The organism is Reichenbachiella faecimaris, assembly GCF_900176375.1.
In the GTDB taxonomy this organism is placed as follows: Bacteria; Bacteroidota; Bacteroidia; order Cytophagales; family Cyclobacteriaceae; genus Reichenbachiella; species Reichenbachiella faecimaris.
The window spans coordinates 1-21,624 of sequence record NZ_FWYF01000004.1 but is presented as its reverse complement, the minus strand read 5'-3'; the positions used below and the strand labels follow the sequence as shown (position 1 = coordinate 21,624).

Annotated in this window: 22 protein-coding genes; 12 read left to right on the top strand and 10 right to left on the bottom strand. The window is 38.2% G+C overall.

Translation table 11 applies throughout. The annotated features are described in order from the left end of the window. Positions 1 to 54: 54 nt before the first annotated feature. The 12 genes from B9A58_RS16770 (at position 55) to B9A58_RS16705 (ending at position 15,106) form a co-directional block, all read left to right on the top strand. A complete protein-coding gene (locus tag B9A58_RS16770; RefSeq protein WP_245827102.1) occupies positions 55 to 519 on the top strand; it encodes a VOC family protein in 465 nt (154 codons plus the stop codon). Between the two features lie 217 nt (positions 520 to 736). Then, the gene (locus B9A58_RS16765; protein WP_084374050.1) at positions 737 to 1,192 is read left to right on the top strand and encodes a hypothetical protein; all 456 of its coding nucleotides are present in this window, start codon (positions 737 to 739) and stop codon (positions 1,190 to 1,192) included. 22 nt (positions 1,193 to 1,214) lie between these two features. Beyond that, a complete protein-coding gene (locus tag B9A58_RS16760) occupies positions 1,215 to 2,321 on the top strand; it encodes a hypothetical protein (protein ID WP_084374049.1) in 1,107 nt (368 codons plus the stop codon). Positions 2,322 to 2,703: 382 nt separating this feature from the next. Further along, positions 2,704 to 2,949, top strand: coding sequence for a helix-turn-helix domain-containing protein (locus B9A58_RS16750; RefSeq protein WP_084374047.1), 246 nt, complete (start codon positions 2,704 to 2,706; stop codon positions 2,947 to 2,949). A 265-nt stretch (positions 2,950 to 3,214) separates the two neighbouring features. Continuing rightward, entirely contained in the window at positions 3,215 to 3,478 is a 264-nt protein-coding gene (locus B9A58_RS16745; RefSeq protein WP_084374046.1) for a helix-turn-helix domain-containing protein, read from the top strand. A gap of 148 nt (positions 3,479 to 3,626) precedes the next feature. Further along, positions 3,627 to 3,842 carry a helix-turn-helix transcriptional regulator gene (locus B9A58_RS16740; RefSeq protein ID WP_084374045.1) on the top strand — a complete coding sequence of 72 codons (216 nt, stop codon included), beginning with the start codon at positions 3,627 to 3,629 and terminating at the stop codon, positions 3,840 to 3,842. Beyond that, a complete protein-coding gene (locus tag B9A58_RS16735) occupies positions 3,839 to 5,158 on the top strand; it encodes a hypothetical protein (protein WP_084374044.1) in 1,320 nt (439 codons plus the stop codon). Before B9A58_RS16740 ends, B9A58_RS16735 begins: the two co-directional genes overlap by 4 nt. Positions 5,159 to 5,217: 59 nt before the next feature. Next, positions 5,218 to 8,061: an ATP-dependent helicase gene (locus tag B9A58_RS16730; RefSeq protein WP_084374043.1), complete on the top strand. Its 2,844-nt coding sequence runs from the start codon at positions 5,218 to 5,220 to the stop codon at positions 8,059 to 8,061. A 1-nt stretch (position 8,062) separates the two neighbouring features. Beyond that, positions 8,063 to 8,851: a hypothetical protein gene (locus tag B9A58_RS16725; protein WP_084374042.1), complete on the top strand. Its 789-nt coding sequence runs from the start codon at positions 8,063 to 8,065 to the stop codon at positions 8,849 to 8,851. Between the two features lie 5 nt (positions 8,852 to 8,856). Continuing rightward, complete coding sequence (locus tag B9A58_RS16720) at positions 8,857 to 9,504, top strand: HNH endonuclease (RefSeq protein WP_084374041.1); 648 nt, start codon at positions 8,857 to 8,859, stop codon at positions 9,502 to 9,504. 949 nt (positions 9,505 to 10,453) lie between these two features. Beyond that, entirely contained in the window at positions 10,454 to 13,573 is a 3,120-nt protein-coding gene (locus B9A58_RS16715; RefSeq protein WP_139793952.1) for a hypothetical protein, read from the top strand. A gap of 915 nt (positions 13,574 to 14,488) precedes the next feature. Beyond that, positions 14,489 to 15,106 carry a hypothetical protein gene (locus B9A58_RS16705; protein ID WP_084374038.1) on the top strand — a complete coding sequence of 206 codons (618 nt, stop codon included), beginning with the start codon at positions 14,489 to 14,491 and terminating at the stop codon, positions 15,104 to 15,106. Positions 15,107 to 15,204: 98 nt separating this feature from the next. On the opposite strand, the gene B9A58_RS16700 is transcribed toward B9A58_RS16705, so the two are convergent. From B9A58_RS16700 to B9A58_RS16655, 10 genes are all read right to left on the bottom strand, one after another. Further along, positions 15,205 to 15,396: a hypothetical protein gene (locus tag B9A58_RS16700; RefSeq protein WP_084374037.1), complete on the bottom strand. Its 192-nt coding sequence runs from the start codon at positions 15,394 to 15,396 to the stop codon at positions 15,205 to 15,207. 2 nt (positions 15,397 to 15,398) lie between these two features. Further along, positions 15,399 to 15,620, bottom strand: a complete 222-nt coding sequence (locus tag B9A58_RS16695) for a hypothetical protein (RefSeq protein ID WP_317042075.1) — start codon at positions 15,618 to 15,620, stop codon at positions 15,399 to 15,401. A gap of 35 nt (positions 15,621 to 15,655) precedes the next feature. Beyond that, entirely contained in the window at positions 15,656 to 15,904 is a 249-nt protein-coding gene (locus B9A58_RS16690; RefSeq protein WP_084374035.1) for a hypothetical protein, read from the bottom strand. Then, entirely contained in the window at positions 15,891 to 16,298 is a 408-nt protein-coding gene (locus tag B9A58_RS16685) for a DUF5675 family protein (protein ID WP_084374034.1), read from the bottom strand. Before B9A58_RS16685 ends, B9A58_RS16690 begins: the two co-directional genes overlap by 14 nt. 11 nt (positions 16,299 to 16,309) lie before the next feature. Beyond that, complete coding sequence (locus tag B9A58_RS16680) at positions 16,310 to 17,074, bottom strand: hypothetical protein (RefSeq protein WP_084374033.1); 765 nt, start codon at positions 17,072 to 17,074, stop codon at positions 16,310 to 16,312. Positions 17,075 to 17,520: 446 nt separating this feature from the next. Next, a complete protein-coding gene (locus B9A58_RS16675) occupies positions 17,521 to 18,771 on the bottom strand; it encodes a VapE domain-containing protein (RefSeq protein WP_084374032.1) in 1,251 nt (416 codons plus the stop codon). Further along, positions 18,764 to 19,273 carry a hypothetical protein gene (locus B9A58_RS16670; protein WP_084374031.1) on the bottom strand — a complete coding sequence of 170 codons (510 nt, stop codon included), beginning with the start codon at positions 19,271 to 19,273 and terminating at the stop codon, positions 18,764 to 18,766. The genes B9A58_RS16675 and B9A58_RS16670 overlap by 8 nt, the downstream gene beginning before the upstream one ends. Continuing rightward, complete coding sequence (locus B9A58_RS16665) at positions 19,270 to 19,467, bottom strand: hypothetical protein (RefSeq protein ID WP_084374030.1); 198 nt, start codon at positions 19,465 to 19,467, stop codon at positions 19,270 to 19,272. Before B9A58_RS16665 ends, B9A58_RS16670 begins: the two co-directional genes overlap by 4 nt. A 228-nt stretch (positions 19,468 to 19,695) precedes the next feature. Continuing rightward, positions 19,696 to 20,010, bottom strand: a complete 315-nt coding sequence (locus B9A58_RS16660; RefSeq protein WP_084374029.1) for a helix-turn-helix domain-containing protein — start codon at positions 20,008 to 20,010, stop codon at positions 19,696 to 19,698. Between the two features lie 334 nt (positions 20,011 to 20,344). Further along, positions 20,345 to 21,624: Ig-like domain-containing protein (locus tag B9A58_RS16655; protein WP_139793951.1), on the bottom strand; the 1,280-nt coding region annotated here is incomplete at its 5' end.

Here is a 21,624-nt window from a genome sequence, read left to right as displayed (position 1 = left end):
AAATCCAATGTTAGGACATGGAACGAGTTCTTAATCATTTAAAATTGGCGGTCATTGAGAGCAAACTTTGTGCAAACGTATAAAATTAAAAAAAAAATGAAACCAAGTATTTCAGTAATAACATTAGGGGTATCTGACCTGGAAAAGGCAGTTGAATTTTATCGGGATGGACTTGGACTGCCGACCCAGGGAATTATAGGAAAGGAATTTGAATTTGGAGCAGTAGCTTTTTTTAACCTTCAAAGCGGATTGAAATTGGCGCTGTGGCCAAGAAAAAGTATTGCCAATGATACTGGGTTAGCTGATCAGAATATTTCCGCATTGGAATTTACTATCGGACACAATGTTGTAAATAAAAAAGAAGTAGATGAAGTAATGGAAATGGCAAAAAAAGCTGGGGCTAAAATCGTCAAACCTGCAATTGATACTTTTTGGGGCGGTTATGCCGGATATTTCCAAGACCTTGATGGACACCTTTGGGAAGTTGTTTACAATCCTGAACTTATACCTACAGACTGAAAAAAATGAATGATTCGAGCCTTTGATAAAAGTGGAAAATTCGGATAGCAGAGTCATATGCCCTACCTATTCAAAACATTCAACCGGGAGTTGTTTGAAATGCAGTCCCAAACACAGGCAGAATTTTACATTCAAAAAGTAGAACTGGTAAAATATGTTGTCCGGATAATAGAGATCCTATTATATCAGGATAGCTTAAATACCTAACCGATTAAACATGAAAACTAAAATAATACTTTTGGCAGGACTCTTAGTGGGTACTTTAGATATTTTAGCCGCCTTCATTGATTTCTACATTGTTATCGGCAATGACCCTACAGGTGTATTACGGTACATCGCAAGTGGTGTTTTTGGTAGTGCGGCATTTACTGGAGGCAGTGTAATGATCGTGTGGGGGTTGTTTTTTCATTATGTATTAGCCTACTCATTCACCATCCTGTTCTTTTGGCTGCATAAAAAAGTAACTCTTGTGTCTACATATCCCATCACTACAGCCGTCATTTATGGTGTTTTCATGTGGATAATTACAGTCCTGGTTATCGTGCCGATGAGCGAAACCCCTCCGATACCTTTCAATTTCTGGACTGCCATTAAAGCAGTATTAATATTGATTTTCATGATCAGTTTACCACTGACTTTCATTGTCAAAAAGAAGACCTATGAAATCCATTAGTGAAAGTGGGTAACCATATTATATGCCCTATCTCTTCAAATCATTTAATCAACTTACCAGAGATGCGATAGGTAAGGACTGCTTGGAAGGAAAACTTAAAGAGGAGGTTACTGCCATTATACAAATAATTGACAGAGAGTTGTTTGCTATGCAGTCCCAAACGCAGGCAGAATTTTACATTCAGAAAGTAGAATTGGCCATTGCAAATTATGAATTTTCAATAAAGAATGATCTTCAAAGTAATGACAGTATAGCCAGAGCAAAGAACCTCCAGTATTGTCTGTCTAGTCTCGATACTATCAGACATCATCTTGAAACCACCTATTCAGTTTATCGAGATGGTACAAGACCCGTTTCTCTGAAAACACGCTTACAAGTATCCAAGGACATAAAAGTGAAAGAAGAGAGATTGGAAGCCCTACTGGATAAAAACAAAATTACTAGGAAATTGAAAGGTGTGATCCTGCATCCGATCCAAAACATTACCAGTACATCAAACGGTGAAGTGTCCCAGCAAAGGGTTGAGTACCTTACTATATTTATCGATGAACTAATCCAGTTTCTGGAAAGCCTACAGCAAGTGGAAGAGCAGCAGCTCCTCCAATACTTGTATGTACTCAATTTCAACAACATCGCCCTGCTCTGTTATATCTGTGAACACTACAAAAATTTGAAAGGAGAAATAGACGATGAAAGAAGCCTTTTGGATCATCTATATCACTCCAAAAACCAACTAAATAGCATTCCGCAAAGTACAAGGAGACCTTATAATGTAGATATGAATGACTTAAAGGTTCAGGTGCAAACCTGGATCCAGGAAGAAATTGTCAATGTAAAAAAGGCCATTAAGAAAAACGCAAAAGAGAAATCTGAAGGTAACGGCACCAAACTCAAATTCAACTACTCAGTTGAAGTAGTCTCTGGATTCTTTCGTTTGCTACATGATGCTGGTGTAATCAATACGGGAGCGAACCAAACAGTAAGGTGGATCACACAGAATATCTCTTCTAAAAACCAACCCAGCATTTCTCAGCAAAGCATCCAAAGAAAGTTCTTTGAAAAGCACAGCAACAAAGAGCCACTCAAAGATATTGTGATTCACCTCCTCAATCACCTCAATCGTAAATGACATTTCAATGTCATCCTGGCTTATCCGTCTTTGGGGGGAGCTTGTCAAAGGATCTACTCCCTCAACATCTCCTCACATCCACCCTCTTCTAACATCCAATAAACTTCAGTAAGACAATGGTAATCAAAACCGTTCAAGCTTAATAACTGAGAACCAGAGTATGCTGCTAGAAGATCTTTGAGGTTATCAAAATCCATAATCTCGAAAAACCGTCTGAGTCTATCGGAAATGGGTAAATCAACAACCGGTCGAGTAAGTAACTCAGGAGTCAATGAAAGAAGCTTTTTCACAATATAAAGATAAATATAGTACATCAATGATGCTAATAAGCGGTATGTAAATAGCGGTAACATTTGAGCGGTTGCTCTCTTTGCTTTGTATAATGCCAGGAGACAAAAATGAAATTGATTTCGATATAGAGTTAGACAAACTAGCAAAACGCATCAAAAGCCTAAGAGTAGCCAAAGGCTATACCAGTTACGAAGTATTTGCCTTCGAAAACAGTATCAATAGAGTACAATATGGCAGATATGAAAAAGGGAATGATCTCCGTTACACCACACTACTCAAAGTCATCAAAGCACTTGATATGACTCCATCTGAATTTTTCTCAGAAGGCTTTGACTAATTCCCCTCCTCGGAGGGGCAAGGGGTGGGTTCATCCTCTAAATTCCATCCGTCATTCCTGCTTGGCTGACCTATGCCGGAAGAATACAGGATCCAGACACCTTCACACCTCTACTTTTTTTGTCTCAATTTGCTTAGAAGTAACTCCCTGATTTTAAAAGACTTCTACTCAAACCCAACCACCCCAAGCACTTACCCCACTTTCTGTTATTATTTTAACATTTTTTTGAACTTACCATTAATAGCTATTTTTAAATGAACCGACTATGCCAGCTAATGTTGTCACCACAGAAGACCTATACTTCTTCAAAGAAGAGCTCCTGCAGGAGATTAAGAACTTATTCGAAACCCACGGAACCCCAAAACGCAAATGGCTCAGAAGCCAGGACGTACAAGACCTCCTCTGTATAAGTGCCGGTACTCTCCACAACCTCCGTGACAAAGGAATACTACCCCACTCCAAAATTTCAGGCGTGATCCTTTATGAGTACGAAGATATTGTGGAGGTGATTAGGAGGAATAAGGTATGAAATGCCAGTAGTTTTCGTTTTCAAAAGGGGATGAATTGTGTATCTTTTTGTAAATAGAAACTTGATCCATCATTAATCAAACGCCCATTTAATAACTGCTTGCTATCGCCTTCATTAATTGATATATTTGCTTAATATCCAAATTAAAATGGCTGAAAAGACAATTAATAGACTCAAGGCTGTCTTAGCGGAGAAGGGCAAGACGAATAAATGGTTAGCTGAAAATATGAATAAGAATGTTTCTACGATTTCCACTTGGTGTACCAATAGAAGACAACCTTCGCTTGAAGCTTTAGTAGAAATTGCGGATACATTGAATGTAGATGTAAAGGAACTGATCGTTTCAACAATTAACCAAAGGTGATAATATCTGATATAAACATAAAAGAAACATTAGGAGCAATAAGCAGTGAAGTGCTTAATGGCCAGAACTATAATAGAGGTGATTTCGCTCGAAGCATTCTGAATTATCCAGCTATGATGGTGCCATCTGTGCAAGAGCCTATTATCAAAAGTCTTTCAGAAACCTTTCCAGGTGAAGTGTCTCTCATTGATCCTTTTATGGGAGCATCGAACACTCTTGTCACCGGCATGAAATATGGATTAAACGTTTTTGGTCAAGACATCAACCCATTGTCACTTCTTATTAGCCAGGTAAAAATCAGTTATTATTCATTAGCTGAATTGGAAAACGCAAAGGAGTTGTTAAGAGTAAGAGTAGATGTTGACACTTCAAATTCTAGTGAAGTCCATTTTTACAATATTGATAAATGGTTCAAAGAGGAGGTTCAGATTGAACTCTCAAAAATTCACCAAGCTATTTGTCAGGAACCTACCTTGAAGATTAGAAAGTTTTTTTGGGTTGCACTTGCTGAAGTAGTTCGTTTGGTAAGTAATGACAGAACATCAACTTTCAAACTGCATATGAGGTCTTTGGATGAGATCCAAAGCAGAGATTTGTCCGCTATTGATATGTTTTTCTCAATAGTGACAAGAAGTATAAAAGATGTCAATGATTATTGCTCCGTTTTATTCGAAAATGATCTGATAGAACATGATAATTACAAGAAATCTGCCGAAGTTGTATGGGGGGATTCTCATAAAAAGCTGAACACTGATAAAAAATTCAACTTGCTGGTTACTTCACCGCCATACGGTGACAATCAAACTACAGTTACTTATGGGCAATTCTCTTTTTTGCCCTTACAATGGATTCCTTCCGAGGATATCGATCCAAATATTGAGTTCAATTACCTCAAGACCACAATGGAAATCGATTCAAATAGTCTAGGTGGCAAAATGATTCCTAATTTCCTGGAAACACAAGAGAGTTTATTCAAAGCATCACCAACACTGAAACAACTGTTTGAGCTATTCGATAGTGATGAAAAAAAGAAAGCCAGAAAAATTATCAACTTCTTTCATGACTTAGATAAGTCAATAGACACCATGATGACAAAGCTTCACAAAGGAGCCTTTATGGTTTGGACAATTGGTAACCGCAATGTCAACAAAAGACTCGTCAAAAATGACTTGATTCTAATAGACCTTATGAGAACAAAAGAGGTAGAACTTATCACCGACCTTGAAAGAGACATATTAAGCAAACGGATGCCTGGTAGAAACAACTTTTCAGATCTAATGAGCAAAGAGAAAATACTGATTTTTAAGACTCCTTAACCATAGCAGTTTGCTGAGTTCTTATCATGATCACTTAGCATACCATAATTCGCTACTCAATGATAGACTTATCCAAATATTCACCAAATCAACAAGATGCTATTCTCACAAATGATAAGCATTTAAGAATTGTTGCTTGTGCAGGGTCTGGTAAGACTACTACAGTAGCAGGTAAAGTGGCTTATTTACTTGATCCTATAAATGGATTCGATGTTGCTCCTGAGAATATTATAGCATTTACCTATACTGAAAAAGCAGCAGCAGAATTAAAGAATAAAATTCTGAATAATGTTGGGAATCACCGGGGTATGGCAAATATGTACATCGGTACAATTCATGGTTGGTGTCTAAAGGCACTTCAAGAAAATGAATATGAATACCAGAGCTTCTCAGTTCTTGACGAAATAAAGCTCAAGCTTTTCATAGATAAGCACTATGATACAATTGGGATGAAAGAAGTCAAGAAACTCTCTAACTCGACTGTTCCATTAAGGAGGTTTATTGATACTTCTTTATTTGTCCAAATAATGGACATCATCAGAGAGTCCGATAGACAGGAACTTCCTGAAAACCTAACTCGAGCTAAGGCTCAGTACGAAAAGACTCTTAAAAGCAAAAAGTACTTTGATTTTTCCATGATAATGGAAAAGGCCATGGAATGCATGGAGGCAAGCTCTAACCTATCAGCTAGAATAAAGAGTGATTTAAAATTCCTTATCGTAGATGAATATCAGGACATTAATCCAATCCAAGAACGGTTAATAAATAGGATTCAAGAAGTAAGTCAATGTAAGCTCGTTGTAGTTGGGGATGATGATCAAAACATTTATCAATGGAGAGGAAGTAATAATCGCTACATCATTGATTTTGAATCGAAATTTGACAATTCTGCGACTAAAAGCATCCCACTATCTACCAATTATCGAAGTTCCGATGGTATAACAAAGATAGCTGAGACTCTAATTTCAAATAACCAAAAGAGAATACCAAATAAAGAGATGAAGTCTGGCGGCCTACAAAATTTCACTAAAGGTCAAGACATTCTTTATAACCGTTACGATTCTGTGACTGATGAAAATGAAGCTATAGCTAATTATATAGATAATATTTTAGGTGTGCCATTTACGGATGACGAAGAGACTCGTGGTATTACATTTTCTGATATCAGTATCCTTCTAAGGACTTGGAGTAAGGCTGAAACTATAGTTGAGGCACTTGAAAGGCATAATATTCCATATATCACAGCTGGAGTTAACCAGCTCTTTGAAACAAGAGAAATAGAAGCTGCCCTTGGTTTATTTACTTACTTGTATGGCGATTTGGAGAGATCGGAATTGAAGGAATTATGGCAAAAGCTTCCCAATAACAATATTGATAATGATAGACTTGAAATAGCCTTAAATGACCTAGATACAAAATTTCCGAAGCTGCCAGAAGTCGAAACTAATTGGGAATATTCACTTCAAAATATTCTTTGGGACTTCATAAGCCTTGCTGAAATATATGAAGACTCATTCATTGATCATACAGACCCTGATCTTCATAAGAGAACTAAAGAAAGGGCTGAAATCATGTTCTTTAATCTTGGAAAATTCAGTCAAGTAATAAATGATTTTGAAGAGATTAATTTCAATAGCTCTAGTCCAAGCTTTCACTTGTTCAGCTTTTTAAGTTTTATCAATTATGTAGCCAGAGACTACTATCCTGAGGGGTGGCTAAACAATCCTTATACCACACCAAATGCCGTTCAAATAATGACCATCCATCAGGCAAAAGGATTGGAATTTCCGGTAGTATTAATACCTGGTTTAAATAATAACTACTTGCCTTCTAAAAAAAGAGGAGGTTTAAATGTTTGGCATTTCTTGGATAGAGAATTAATTGAAGAGCAATCTAGATATGAGGGTGATCCAGACAAGGAAGACGAAAGAAGGCTCCTTTATGTAGCTCTAACTAGAAGTCAAAAGTTCCTTCTCTTATCTCAAGCACCTGATCTTAATAATAGGCTCTACAAAGTAGAGTCTGATTATATACAGGAGTTAACTCGAGCAAAAATTGGTTCTTTTCCAATTCTGATCTCAGATCACAAGCAAGACTTCTCGAGCTTTACTAAAATCGATCAGCAGTCCAAGGAAAAGGTTAAAAATATTGCTTTAGATTTTACCACACTCAAAGATATTTTTGAATGCCCTTACCGGTTCAAGCTTATTTCTGTTTTTGGATTTCGTTATCCATTAAATCAGCGTATGGGAGTAGGACGATCTTTTCATAATTGCCTGATGGAGCTTCATAAGAGAGGTAAGGAAGGTGAATCAATGAGTAAAGAAGAAGTCAACGAGGTAGTAGATAGACAAACACACTTCCCCTATTTGACTAACTCTACTATTTTGAAACCACGTCTATGGGATAAGGTGAGAAAAAATGTAACAGAGTACTATGAGGATACTAAGGATGATTTTTCTCATATAGAATTCGTTGAGCAGGATATCCAATATAAAGTCGATGACAGCATTTTGGTTTTAGGCAGAATTGACTTGATAAAGAAAGTGGGTAGTGATGGGAAATATGAGACTACCATTATTGAGTTTAAAAGTGATGAAGAAAGTGCCGATTTACCAATTACGAAAGATCAATTGAAGCTTTATGCTCTGGGTCACAGAGAATTGACAGGAGAAATAGCGGATTACATCATGACCTATGTAATAGGTGAAAACAAGGTTAAAACCCCTGAAAAATTATATGAATCTGATCTGAATTCAATTGAGAGTAAAATTAGGGATGCAGTCGACTTGATTTGGTCAGAAAGATTTCTTAGGACAGAAGAAAAGAAAACTTGTCAAGAATGCTTCCAGGTTCGTTTGTGCTCCAATAGGGTTCAGCACGATATAAAGGTCAAGAGATAGTATGGGAGCATATAAAGACCGAAAAATTGCTTTAAAGAATTTGGGGAAACTGGTTGAAGATCCTTCCAAAGTTCTTTGTGTCCACTACTCTCAGAGTCAAACATATGATGATGATTACGGCAACATTTCTCCAATAATCACCTCAATTGTAATTAAATCACTTGATGACAAGATAGATAAACAATTTGCTATTCATTTCGAAGCAGATAAAGCTGGAATTCCTAAAGATCAGATTCAGGACTCTTACAGAGAGTTGGAACTTCGCATTCTTAAATCCTTCAATGATTTTGTCAAAAGACATGATCACTGCATTTGGGTTCACTGGGATATGAAAAACATTCATTTTGGGTTTGAGGCTATAAAGCATAGGTATGAGAAATTATTTGAAGGGCTAAATGATTACCATGAAATCCCTTCACATAGTAAACACAGCCTATACATAATCTTAGAAGGCATGTATGGAGAAGGATTCGTCAATGGACCAGATCAATTTAAGGAACTGATGACTTCCAACAATTCAGGGGTAGAACAACCTGTTTATCTCGCTAAGGAGATTGAATCAAGTGAATTTGAATCTAAGAACTTTAAATCTGTGATTGATTCAGTGGATTGTAAAGTAGAATTCCTAAAGAAGGCAGTTAAAAAACTTATTAATAGGAAACTTACGATACAGAACAAAAATCGATATGCTATGTTTTTGGATGTCATCTCTCATCCCGTATTCAACTTAATTGGCTGGGTAGCGACTCTTGGAGGCTTGATTCTAGCATTATATTCCATATTCAAGTAATCTACATGGATGGAAAGTATCTTAACAAACTCCTAAGAATAGAGGCCAAACATGCTTTGTATCATGAAAGTGGAAAGTGGTACCATAATCTGAAAAAATTCCCCGGAGTTCTTTTTGATAAAAACGGATATATAGTATTCCAAAATGAAAAACTCTATTCAAGTCATCGCTACTTGCAATCGAATAAAGATCTGTTTATTAAAGATGGTATAGAGAGCTTAGATGAATATCGAAAGTTCACCGCATTTGAACAGAGGTTAATTATAGGAATTGATTCTCAAGATACAATTAAGGACAGCTTTGAAGAAACTGTAAGAGTTTTGAGAGAAGTCAATACCATTCTCAGGAAAAAGCCTTTAGTCGATCGACTTAAAAAGCTTTATGACAATACATGCCAAATATGTGGCACTAAGATAGCTTTAGGTAACAAACGATTCTATTCAGAAGCACACCACATAGTGCCACTAGGAAAACCGTATAATGGGAAAGATCGACTTGACAATATGATATGTGTTTGCCCCAATCATCATGTTCAGTTAGACTTAAAAGCAATTCGATTAGAACGCAATTCACTTAAATTGAAAAGGCATGAACTTTCAAATGATTTCATAAATCACCACAATTCCTTATTCAATGTTAAAAATGGCATTTGATTCAACACTGTAAATAGCTTAGAATATGAATTATGATCAACAGGAAAAGTTCAAGGAATTAATAAGTTATATATCAACCCATACCATTGATAGAAGTATTAATCATGCAGATCAAAAGGCTATAGAAGAAAATTTTAAATGGAACGCCTCATTGTTCTTTGCAAAAGCTATTCATCTGGCAAAACCCAAGGAACAAGAGCTTACATTAGAAGAATTCAACCAGTTCAAAAAAGACTATGAAGAGCGAAGTGGTAAACAAATCGATATAGACACCCTCTTTCAAAAATACTGGTTGAGAAATGTCCTGGGCAATATAAAAATAGCTGGGACAGTATCTTCTGCTTGTCACACTTTTAGTGGAATATCCGATTTCAAGAATGAATTAAAGTTTCTGTTTGAAGAATTTGCTGAAGGTAAAGAAGGCAAAGAGAAATTACCTAAAACAGAATTTGACGAAATAAGAAGTGAATATGAAAAACGAAACAATCTGGTTTTAGACGAAAAGGGATTATTCGAATCCAGATGGCTTTCTTTATCTGATGATCATGTAGAAATTTCCAATATCAACTATTACTTCAAGCCTTACCTTGAGCACTGGGAGGATTTTCAATTCCTTGCCGCATACAAGGAAAGTATATCTGTCCATGAGGACAAGGGACTGAAAATTATTAAAAGTGATTTTCAAGAGCTTCACCAGACTTATAAACAATTTTATACAAAAACAGCCTCGATTAAAAAATTAGTTGAAGAACAACTTATTAAAGAAAAGGGAGAGTTCTACTATTTAAATTTTCATAATGTCAAGATCAGCTACTGGTCAACCTTAAGTGATCATATCACTGCTTTTTACTGGCAATTATTAGTTGAGGATGATGGTTTTTCTGACGACCAAGAAAGAGTAAAAAGACTTCTCAGACAAATACTCTATTGGGAATGGTCCTCGAATTTTTTGAGTCATGTAATTGATCAATCAAAAAAGAAGTTCTTAGATGCAGCTTGTAATCTTGTGATTAGTGAGTCCGATTTGGATGGAACGGAATCAGAGTTCAAAAAGGTTAATATTGATGGAGACATTGGTTCACGTGAAGTTCAAACTTTATTCCATAGCCGTGAAGAGTACGATGATTTTTCACTAAACAATACAGATCACTTTGAATTATTCGAAAGTTTAGCCAACTGGGAAGAAAAAGCTCATACTACCTATCTGCATGGGCAAAGTTCAAGAGATGAACTTTCTTTTCTAATAAAGGTAATTGTTACTCATGATTATGAATTGGAGAGAGAGGATACAGAAGATCAGGACAATCCTAATATTTATCATTGTCGAAGAATTTTCGAACTTCTCGAAAAATCATTGACCAAGCCAACTCTGCTTTGGGAAATAAAATGTTTTGTTATCATGTGTCGAAGGGAGTTTATACCCTATCTAATAAAAGACGCTCAATACACCTCCTTAGCTTTTCAATTCATTGATAGAATTGGCGAGTACCTACTGCATGAAGACAAAGAAACAATCCACAAAAAGCTCTGGTCAAAATCCATGGAACTGGCTCTTTTTTCAATTCGTTCAGTTGTGAAGAATGGTGTTGCTTCTATGTTAATCTTTCAGATTTACAGACAACTTAATTCCCAAAAATATGATATACCATACAACCGACAGAAGCATGCAGAAAAATTAAGTCAAAAACAGAAAGTAGAAAAAGAAAAAGCAGTGCTTTCTTTGATTGAAGATAGCTCCCTACATAATTATAGAGTGCACGGAGTAAGTAATCAATTTCTATTCCCCAGATTGTTTAATGAGCTGGTACAACTTTTCATCAATCTACCATCCAAAACACGGCATAATAATGGAACAGTGAATTTTCCTATGCTTCAGTGGGGTGGGCTGTCATGGTTGATGAAATGCTCTACTTACTGGAAGTACAAAAGTCAGTTTGAGATCAAGCCTCCAGATTTAAATACACTCACTAATTCTTTTTTCAAGCTTTATATTGAACGCGTAGAGGTTACAAAAATAGAAAAATACAATTTCTTCGAGAAGAAAGAAGAAAAGGGGCTACCCCTATGGAGCGAGAAAATTGAAAGACTGGAATACATTGAATGGATTTATCCTATTTACTTCATTTATAAACAACAGAAGCTGAATAGTTTTCTTGAACCTCGATTTTATTTTGACTCCACTTCGGAATTCTACAATAAAGAGAATCATTTCACCGCTGATAAATTAAGAACTCACATTGGGGTATTGCTTCAAGTCCTTCGACAATTGGTGTTGCCAAGCATTCCTTACGGCTTTGAAAAAGATGAAATTCAGGAAATAAAATCAAGAGTAGAACAGCAGATTATTGATTATTTAAAAAGTCATATCAAGGATGTGCCGGAAGAAGGGCGTGTTGATCTGTTTGATTATAACAAAGAGTTGGCTTTTAAGAACTCTGAAAAAGAAGCGTTACTTCCACAAGTAGCCAGGGCGTTAAATTGGTTTTCCGGAAAAGAACAAATTATTCAGGCCATCATAGAAACGCAGGATATTGTCAAAATATTAACAATTGCAGAATGGGTAACTTCAGAAGGGGTAAAACAAAAACTTATAGAGAAGATACAACAATCAGATATTAAAGCCTTTTTAGAAGAGACTCGTTGGATTCCAGAGGTTCAACAGACCCTCCTTGAAATAAGCAAATATCCCCAATTGATTAATGAGATTAATCAGGTAGTTGAGTTTTGGGAAAAGAAAGTATCAAAAAAGAACAGGGAATATGAGGTTCAGCTTTATCAAACCAAGATGCTGTTGGCTTACTTTCAGAATGAGGAACAGGAACTGAATAGCATTAAAGAACCGGACTCACCAATCCATTCAGTAAGAGGACTGTCCTATCGTGATCACAAGCAGTTTTACAGGGCATTAATAAGGCTGGAAAAAGATCCGAAATCCTCATATGTCATATTCAAACAATTGAGTGAACAATATCCTCAATTTGCTGTTTTTGCATTAAATCAGATGGCAGCTAAAATTAATATAGCTAAAGTCAGCGATGATTCAAAAATCTATAAAGAAGCTCTAGAAGAGTGGAAAGTATATTCCTCCCAACAACAAGAACTAGACATAGAGGCTTTAGGGGCAACATTCTTTACTAATAAATTATATATACTGCTCAAACTGGACGAGCATGATGAATTGGATAGCGTTTTTTCTGAATTGGAGATGCCATATCAATTGTTACCGGATGTCCTTGAAGTGAAAATTGAAAGCCTCATTGAAAGAAAAAAAATAGAAGAGGCTTCAATGATTCTGGATGAAGCTGAAAATTATCATCAATTTTCAGGAGATGAAGGAATTGAGTTCATTAAAACACTTAAAGCTAAAGTTGGAGGTATTGACGATGTTCAATTACTCAATGCATACTACAAAAGAATTTTTACCAGTCCTCCCTCTAAGCTAATTGAGATATTTCCGGAATATGTAAATGGTAATAGGACTCTTGGAGCATTTCTGACTAAAGAAGTTGCGAGAGCTGCCAGTAGAATGCTCGACAAGGTTGTTTCTATATCTGATATAGGAAGTGAAGACAAGTACAACGATATAATTGAGCTGGGTTTGGATTCAAGAATAAATCCATGGGGTTGGTATGTTGGAGCACAATCTAGAGGAGCATTTTCCGATCCTAAAAACAAGACTACAAAAAAGCAACCAGGAGAAAGGGATTTGCCAATTCATGATGCTAATAAAGAACTGTTTTGTGTCTGTGAAGCTTTTGTATATAGAACTCCAGCTCCTGCAAAAAGTCATTTAGAAAAGATTTTTAATTATTACCACCAAAGAGAAAATTTCATTATTCTAGTTTATGATTTAGATCCAAAGGATAAGTCTAAAAAGAATTGGCAAAAATATATCAGTAGCATAATACCTAGTGCAGAATATCCAATCGGGTATGAGTATGAAGCTTGTGAGAACGTAACTTCATTGTTCAATTATCAGAATTCAGCCATTAGGATTGCACGATCTGTACATGAAAATGAAACTGTGATTCATCACGTGTTTGTTAATATAAATTACTTTGCAGCATAAACTATTAAGATCGGATATTAAGGTTATCCCTTTTTAAGGAGATTGACAGTCCGCCCATTCCCATCCTCCAGCCTGCTCATTCCGCTGCGCTGCACTTACAAGCCTCCAGGAACCCACAGCAAGAGTAGCCCGTTACTCCATTCCTCCCGATCTTTATCGGGATGCATTCCATACCGTGCCACACTTACTTTTTCCCACCGCACCCCAACACGCAGGAAAAGCGGTGTTCGTCTTTCGCCCTCGGCATAGCATCATTCCAGGCCATCACAGCACATTTTCTGGAAGAGTTATCTTTTTAAAAGGACAGAAAATAAGCTATGCCGCCTTGCAGGTCTCTGCTGAAGCTCCGAGCCTGTCATGCTGCTTGCATCTCGGTTGTCATCCTCACGGCAGCCTACTCTGTCTGCTTTTGCCGCCTCTCTACTCTTCGCTACGCTTCGTTCCGTTCAGCCGCAACGCATCCACCGGCTGCCAGTGTTTGTGCTCGCCTGCGGGTCGCTGCGGGCTGCAGGCTGTCATGCTTTTTGCATCAACCCTATGGTATCCATGGCACAATCCATCGCTTATACCAGGCCAATGCGCAAAAGGCAAAAAATCACGCCAGCCTTTGTGTAGTTCCGTTCCACTCCGGGCTTTTGTGAAGATTGAAAAAATTACAAAAGCCCTGCATTCCACTTCACACATAGCCAGTCCTTCATCCGCCATAAGCGGAATTCTCGGCCTGGCACCCTTGCTCCACTCGCAGGCGGCTCGCAAGCCTACGTTCACCTTCCTGCCCACATCCCCAACCAAAGGCTCTCTCCGGCTGGCTTGGTCGTTCGTCTATTACACTACGTTCCACAGCCTTCGCCCAGCCGTTTTTGGTTTTCCTGCGTTCCCGACCTAACTTAATACATACAGGAATTATCAATCAATATGAATTGCAGAACTAGAAAAAGAAAGGAAGAAATTTGTAGTCAGTACTATATCCAGCCAGTAAACTACATTCAACTTCTGGAAGGTCAAACCAAAGAAGGTTGTTGCGGGCCTTTGGATGACAAATACTACATTTTTTCGTATCGACCAAGAGGAGACTACAATATTAAACCGAAGTACTTCTTTGTCGGTACTCACTGTGCCAATGAATTTTTGGACATCATTAATCACAAAGCTCTTACTCTTTTTAATCCGTTAGCTATTGATAGCAATGGTTCTTCATCAAGTACAGGCTTATCCAAAGGCTCAGATAATTTTGGTAAACTCAACCCTTTTAACCAGGAACTACTATCAGCCATAAATATGCTATGCATTACCTGGGATATAATTCCAGAATCCGGATTGGTTGATATTATAACCTACACCAAGAAGTTTTCTGATACCCCCAATACAAACGGTCTAGAATGGTTTAACAATATGGTTTCTAAAGACGGGTTGAACAGATCATTAAGACAAATGATCGACACTTTAAGGCAGAAGAATAAGCTGAAAGACCTTAAATATGATCGATTAAATCAGTATTTAAATGATCATAAAATGGAGAACCACATTGGCTGATGATGAATGTCAAACAAAAAAGAGGCCGCCAAGTTAGGCTGTCACACAAACCAACCCGCATAGAAAAGCAAGGAACTACGGCATAAACCCTCAACCCATCACACAATCCATTTATTCCGTTCCTCCTTGCATTTCTTCCTTCCAGCCTGGGCAATCGCTTTCTCTTTTTTCTTTTTCTTGCCTGCTTCGGTGGGTTCTTTTTCTTTCTTCTCTTTTGGGAAATAATAATGATAGGGAATAAAAAAGGCAGAACCCTTTCGAATCCTGCCTTGATGCAATGCTGTGACCACCCTTACAAATTCTTGACGGCCTGATCAAGATTGAACTCCTCCTCATCCACCGTGGCCTGACTTACAGCTGTAAGCACTCCACCAGCGACCGCCACATAAGTAGCTGCCGTAACTAAAGCAGCAGGCAAAGCAATCGGAGCGGCTAACACTGCACCACTAGCTGCTGCCAATGCAAGACCAATATTCCTTAGTACCCGGAAGAATTTTGGAGTTGGGGATTTCATCCTTTGGACGATCCCTAAGTCTTTAATTGATTTTTTCATGATTCATTAAAAGTTTGATTTTCTAATCGATTGACCCTTCTTTCCAGAAAGTCAATCCGCTGATGTATGAGATCATTCATCCCCTTACTTTCAGTTCGGATGATCTCTGTTGTATTCTTCACTTGAGTGAGGTCACTTTCCACTTTCTTAAAATCGGAAACCAATTGCTTTAGAAAATAAGCAACCAGTCCAACCATAACAGTAAGAGCCCCACTCAGAATGATTTCCAGCTTAACTACCTCCATCACTAATAATTTTTAGGAACACATCTTCACGCAAGTGCTTGGCACTAAAAACATGAGCATTCAATTTGTCACAGGCGATTCGGGAAGAATCTCCAGTACCTGGACCAGTCAGCACACTGACTGGAGCAATACATCCTTCCAATTCTTTCAAAGCATTGTTTGCAGGGTGAAATAAAATTCCATCTCTTCCAGGAACATCTTTGACGATAATATGAAAACCATGCTTTTCTGAATGTCTCTTAGCCAACACGTAATCCCCTTCAGGGATACAAGAGATATTCCGTTGGTTATCCCACCAGGGAAGTTCTATTGTATAGCAAATGATAGCTGTACCAAAAGTCAACCTGCCATTTGTTCCTTTCGGGAAATACTTGCGTGTCAGTACCAGTTCCATAAAACAAATGATTAAGCAGCTGGAACCTGATCGATGGCCACTAATGCCAACGGGTTGAAACTCCCAGTTTTCAAAGGATACATTTCACCGTTCACCTCCTGGACGAATTCCAAGCCCAATACCATGAATAAGCCCAATTCGCTGTTAGCCGGAACAGCATTGACCAAATCAATAGCCTCTTCTTGTTGATTACTCAGTGCAATATCATTGGTCTTGGTGACGCTCACTTCAAAGGTCTCCGCTTCATAGTCAATGGCGGCACCAGCTGATACAATCTTAACATGGGTCGCTCCCTGAGGACCAATGATCGTATTGCCTGGCACGAATGCCGGAACATTCAAAGAAAGTTCACCAGCGACTCTATCCACATTCACCTGATACGGAGTAAAGAGTGTTGCACTCAGTTTACCATTAATATTGAAATCGAATCCTCTCAGTAAGCCCATATCCCCATCAGTGACAGTTCTTTTGCCACGCTCATTTGTAGGATCTGATTGGATCACCTTAATCATCTCCTTTGTCAGGCGACTAGTCACCTTCTTGTCAGCTGCATTCTGCAGCAACAACCTAAAGGCCGTTCGAAGCACACGCCCAGCTCGTCCGGCTCTGCCAAACTCACTGCCGTTTTCTCTGGTACGTTGAAAAGCTGGATCATTCTTGATCCGCTCTTTGTCCACACCTCCTTTTTCTCTAGCGAGAAAACCATCGGAGGTTTTGTAGAAAGAAACATCTCCGATGGTTCCTTCCAGTTTTACAATTCCTTTTTGTCTTGCCATTTTGAAAATATTTAGATTTCAGGCAAGATGCGGAAGTCCAGAAACCATGGTTCCCACTTTGGTACACTTTGGGAATGAGGAGGCTCAACATAGACAAAAGAAGCTGTCTACCTACGCTATGTGAGGTATAGTAGAAGCATACCAAAGCCATATACTAGGCATGGATAGTGCATGATTGCAGTATTTCAAAATCGATCCAACTACATAACTACAACAACTACTGCTACTACGTTTCAACTACACTTACTACTACATTCAATCTATTGATATTCAATTATTTAATATAAAAAGTAGTATTGTAGTAAAGAGATTTCAAGAATCTTAAAAGGAGAACCTCCTAATCGTGTAAATATGCTAATAATCAATCACTTACAAAAAGCAACTGATTTACTCATATGGAGGAATGACAGCTATGAAATGGTAGTAAAATGGAGTCGAAGCAACTACTAGACTTCTGAGCGAAGATCGTGTTGATATTGCGTGTCTGAGCCAGTCAGGTGTTCGATAACAGGATGGACGTATCGAGGTTGCCCGTGGATCCGCTTAGATACTTTGTTGGTAAAGCCTAGCTTTTCCATGGCCATGTTCAGCTTTCTGATCGAAAGCTTCATATTGGAGTAGGCATTGAGTTTGGTGAGGATTTCGGAGGGCATTAGAAAAGTAGCTTGTGGATTATCAGCTGTGCAAGGTTCATACAATCGGATCAGCCAGTCCTCCTCCGGAGAGCTTTGCCTGAACATATTGTTGACCACATTGAGTACTCGCATTTCCTCTTGCTGGAACCAATAGGTAAATCCTTGCTCCAGTAAATGCAAGGCCTGTGACCAGACTTTGACCATTTCCACTTTATGCTCAAAATGAACCTTTCTAACTTTAAAGACTAGGTATCTTCTATTCTCAGTATCTGTTAGAAATTGGGTATTGTTCACACTACCCATAAAGCTGCAGACCCGATCACGCTTTCGGCTGAACTTGTGCCAGGTCTTCCGATTTGTCACAAATGGAGCGGTGATGATGGCCTTCATACTGTTGAAGTCCTTGCCAAAGATCGTTTCCAGCTGGTCATCAATATTCACAAACCATTTTTCGGCCAGGTAATTGGCTGTAGTGTTATCAGTGAGAGAAGGATTGATATGCGAACAGACGAGAAAGTCTTCAAGCCCTTTAGGACAGAGCTTATTGAGCCAGGTCGTTTTCCCAACTCCCTGACCTCCGGCCAGAATCAAACAGAGTTGGTTCGTTCCTTTACCTAGTACAGTCGCTACGCTTCCTACCAGCCACTTTTCAAGATAAGGTTTCCAGAGATCCTTCAGATGAATATTCTCGACTGCAGCGTCATCTATTTCAATGCTATCTGCAAGTTTCTGAATGTAATCTATTCCGTCATGTTTAGGCAAGCTATCAAAATAGGACTTTAGCGGATGATGATTGTTAACCAGATGCGAGTTTAATATTTTGATAAGCACTGCATCCGATATTTTGAAACCATCTACCTGCAGCTCTATCCAGATCGAATTGATCCGTGCTTCATCAAGTACCTGAAATTTCTTATCCTCAACTTTTCGGTATTCTACCTCCAATGTGAGGTCGTTTCTTCGAAACTCATATTTCAGATCAAGGTAATCCTTGACTTCAAGAATCTGGTGTTTCTTCTTTTTGCCATTGACATTCTTTTGGACTTCCTGATGCTCAAGCATAGGCTTTGATTTCAATACCAAGCGCGCGGAGCTCACTTTCCCATTTGGCCTCAGCCTTCTTATTTAAAATACTCCACAGGAGATCACGTTCATGAGCTGGGAGCTCATTGACCAACTCCATAACAGTGGAGGAGAGTTGTGTTTCACCATTGCGATAATGACTTACTGCCTCGCAAATCAAGTACCTCTTTCCTTTCGCCAACCAACATGGAAAATCCATGATACCATGGATAATACAAATCGCTTCAAAGCTTTCTTTTGCATCAAGTAGCTTCTTGTATTCCATTGAGTTTTTCAAGGATAGATCAATGGCCAGCTGCTCATAGGCATTCAGAGTATTCATTACTTCATGTTGGTAGTTGATGAGTGTTTTCAAAATGTTATTTTGCATGTTTAGAAATCGATCGCTGACCTTGCCCTGGTCGGCCAGGTACTGTAGGTTTTCCTGGAGCTTCCTCACTGCTTTTTCAAAGTGTTCGTTTGCCTGATCGAAGCTTTTCATTTCACATCGAGATATGGAGGGTAGCCCAGGCATTCGTAGATCTTCATGACTTGTTTTGGCGTGTAAAGAATACCTACTCTTTTGCCAATCTCTTTTTGATAGGGAGCGAGCCACTTTTTCATAATCTTATTGCTGATATCATAGGCGTTGGCCAACTCTGATAAGCTCATAGGGGTTGCTATTATTTCGTCCATAGTTATATGCGCTTTTGGTAAGGTTAGGAAATGAAAAGGATCGTTTCAACCACTTGATTTCATCCTTACACATTACAGTAAAAACCGTTCTGAAAGCGGCTAAAGCTTAATGATTTGGTAAACTGAGTGGTTCATTAGATTCAAATCCTTTCATCCAGATTCAAACCATTACAAATACCTTCAAACCATTTGCAAGCTCATGACTTTCAGTATTCATTTAGTACCAAATCATTTATTCGTCCGGAGTGCAGTCTCATCCATGATTTGAGATTGGCTCTTGACTCTGCCTTCCTCGATCCATGCCAATAGCTCAGATTTTTTGAAATAGACCTTCTTACCACGCTTATAAAATGGGATTTCATTCTTGCTGGTCCGGCCATAGAGTGTGGCCACTGCATCGCCCAGGTAGCGTGCTGCCTCCCGAACATTCAACAGGCGCTCTTCTTCGTCTTCCGACTCAGAAGCTTTGTTGTCTTTGACAATTACCAGGAGGCCTTCGATCCTATCGAGGCGCTCATACAATTCTTGAAAAGGGTTATCCATTGCATACTTATTTTAGATTCTGTTTGCAATATTTCGAACTTGATTTTTATAGGTTCCTAGTTTGGGTAGGTTTGGGAAAAGGAAGGAAAAAGACAGCTTGAATTAGCTTATCTTGGCTATTAATAAAGGATAATCAGGCACCATGATTTTAGCCAAAAACACAGATTTCATATATTGTGCCAAAAAACGGCTGAAATCGGCCAAATCGAGGCAAAAACAAAGAAAAATAGTCAAAAATAGGAGTTCGCTTGTACCTCATTTGTACCCTAAGACTCTTAACTAATTGATAATCAAAAGAAAGAACTTTCTGTATCGGGAAGTGATCTTGTATTGATTACTTCTGAAGAATCACTTTTTTGATTTCCACAGTCCCATCATTCATAGCTATTTTAACATAATAGATCCCGTTGTTCAATTGGGTGAGATTCACTCTGATTACTTCAGCATCTTTGACATAATCCAGCTCATAGCTCTTTCCAGATACGTCCATTAACTCAAGCGAAGCTATCTCTGTTGATGAAATATTCAACTCTCCATAGTTTGGGTTAGGAAATAAATTAAGATTAGAACTGTTTTCTGGACTGACATCCAATACAGTGTTTGCCTTCTGTATAATTGTACAAGTGGCTGAAGCTTCACCAGCAGTCACTTCAATACTCGCATTTCTAGATGAAGTAGAGGAATTTATTGTAAAAGATACAATTACTTCATCCTGATGATTTTCGTACGCTATCCAGTTGCTAACTGATGAGACCTGAACGTCATATTGATTCGTTTCTATAGGTATGGTTACGTTTGTGACGGATGCCTCTACTTCAACTTGCTCATATCCTAGACGTAATATATTCTGGTTTGTCACTTCTAATTCCAGGTTGATCACTTCTAGTGGATTGCTTGGGTCATTAGAATAAATTAAAATTGAGGCATGATAGAATCCATTAATCAAATATCGAGCCTCTATCCCGATACCAATGCTCTTGTCGCTACCTGGAGATAATGAACCCGTTTGCTCAAATAAATATAACCATGAAGTATCATCACTAAGGAAGTCTAAAGTTGCCGTCCATTCAAGATCAGCTTGTCCAACATTTGAAAAGGTTAAATATTTTGCTTTGTAGTCACCTGGTAATATTACTGTCTCTATCACTGTGGTTTGCACCACTATTTCTGGAGGAACAACTCCTGAAGCTGATAACTCGACAGTGAGAGTTTCTTGATTAGGATCATTACTCTCAATATTCAAAATGGCACTATGGCTCCCCTCTGATTGTGGTTCATAAAATATTTCAATCATACTGGACTCACCAGGAGCAACAGAAAATGAATTTTCATCAGTACTATAATTTGCATCATTAATGATCAAATTGGAAACCTCAAGGGTTTCTGTTCCAGTATTGGTAATCTGCAGTAATAGACTGACTTCACGACCTACGAATACATCTCCAAAGTCAAGTTCGCTCGTATTGACTTCCATATTTGGTGATCCAGTCACAGTGAGTGTGTAAGGAATAGTTAAAGTAGGATTTTCTGGGTCATTACTTTCTATGACTATATCTGCAGAATACTCGCCGCCATTGAGCCCAGTAGCATCTGCGGTAATCGTGATTTCTTGTG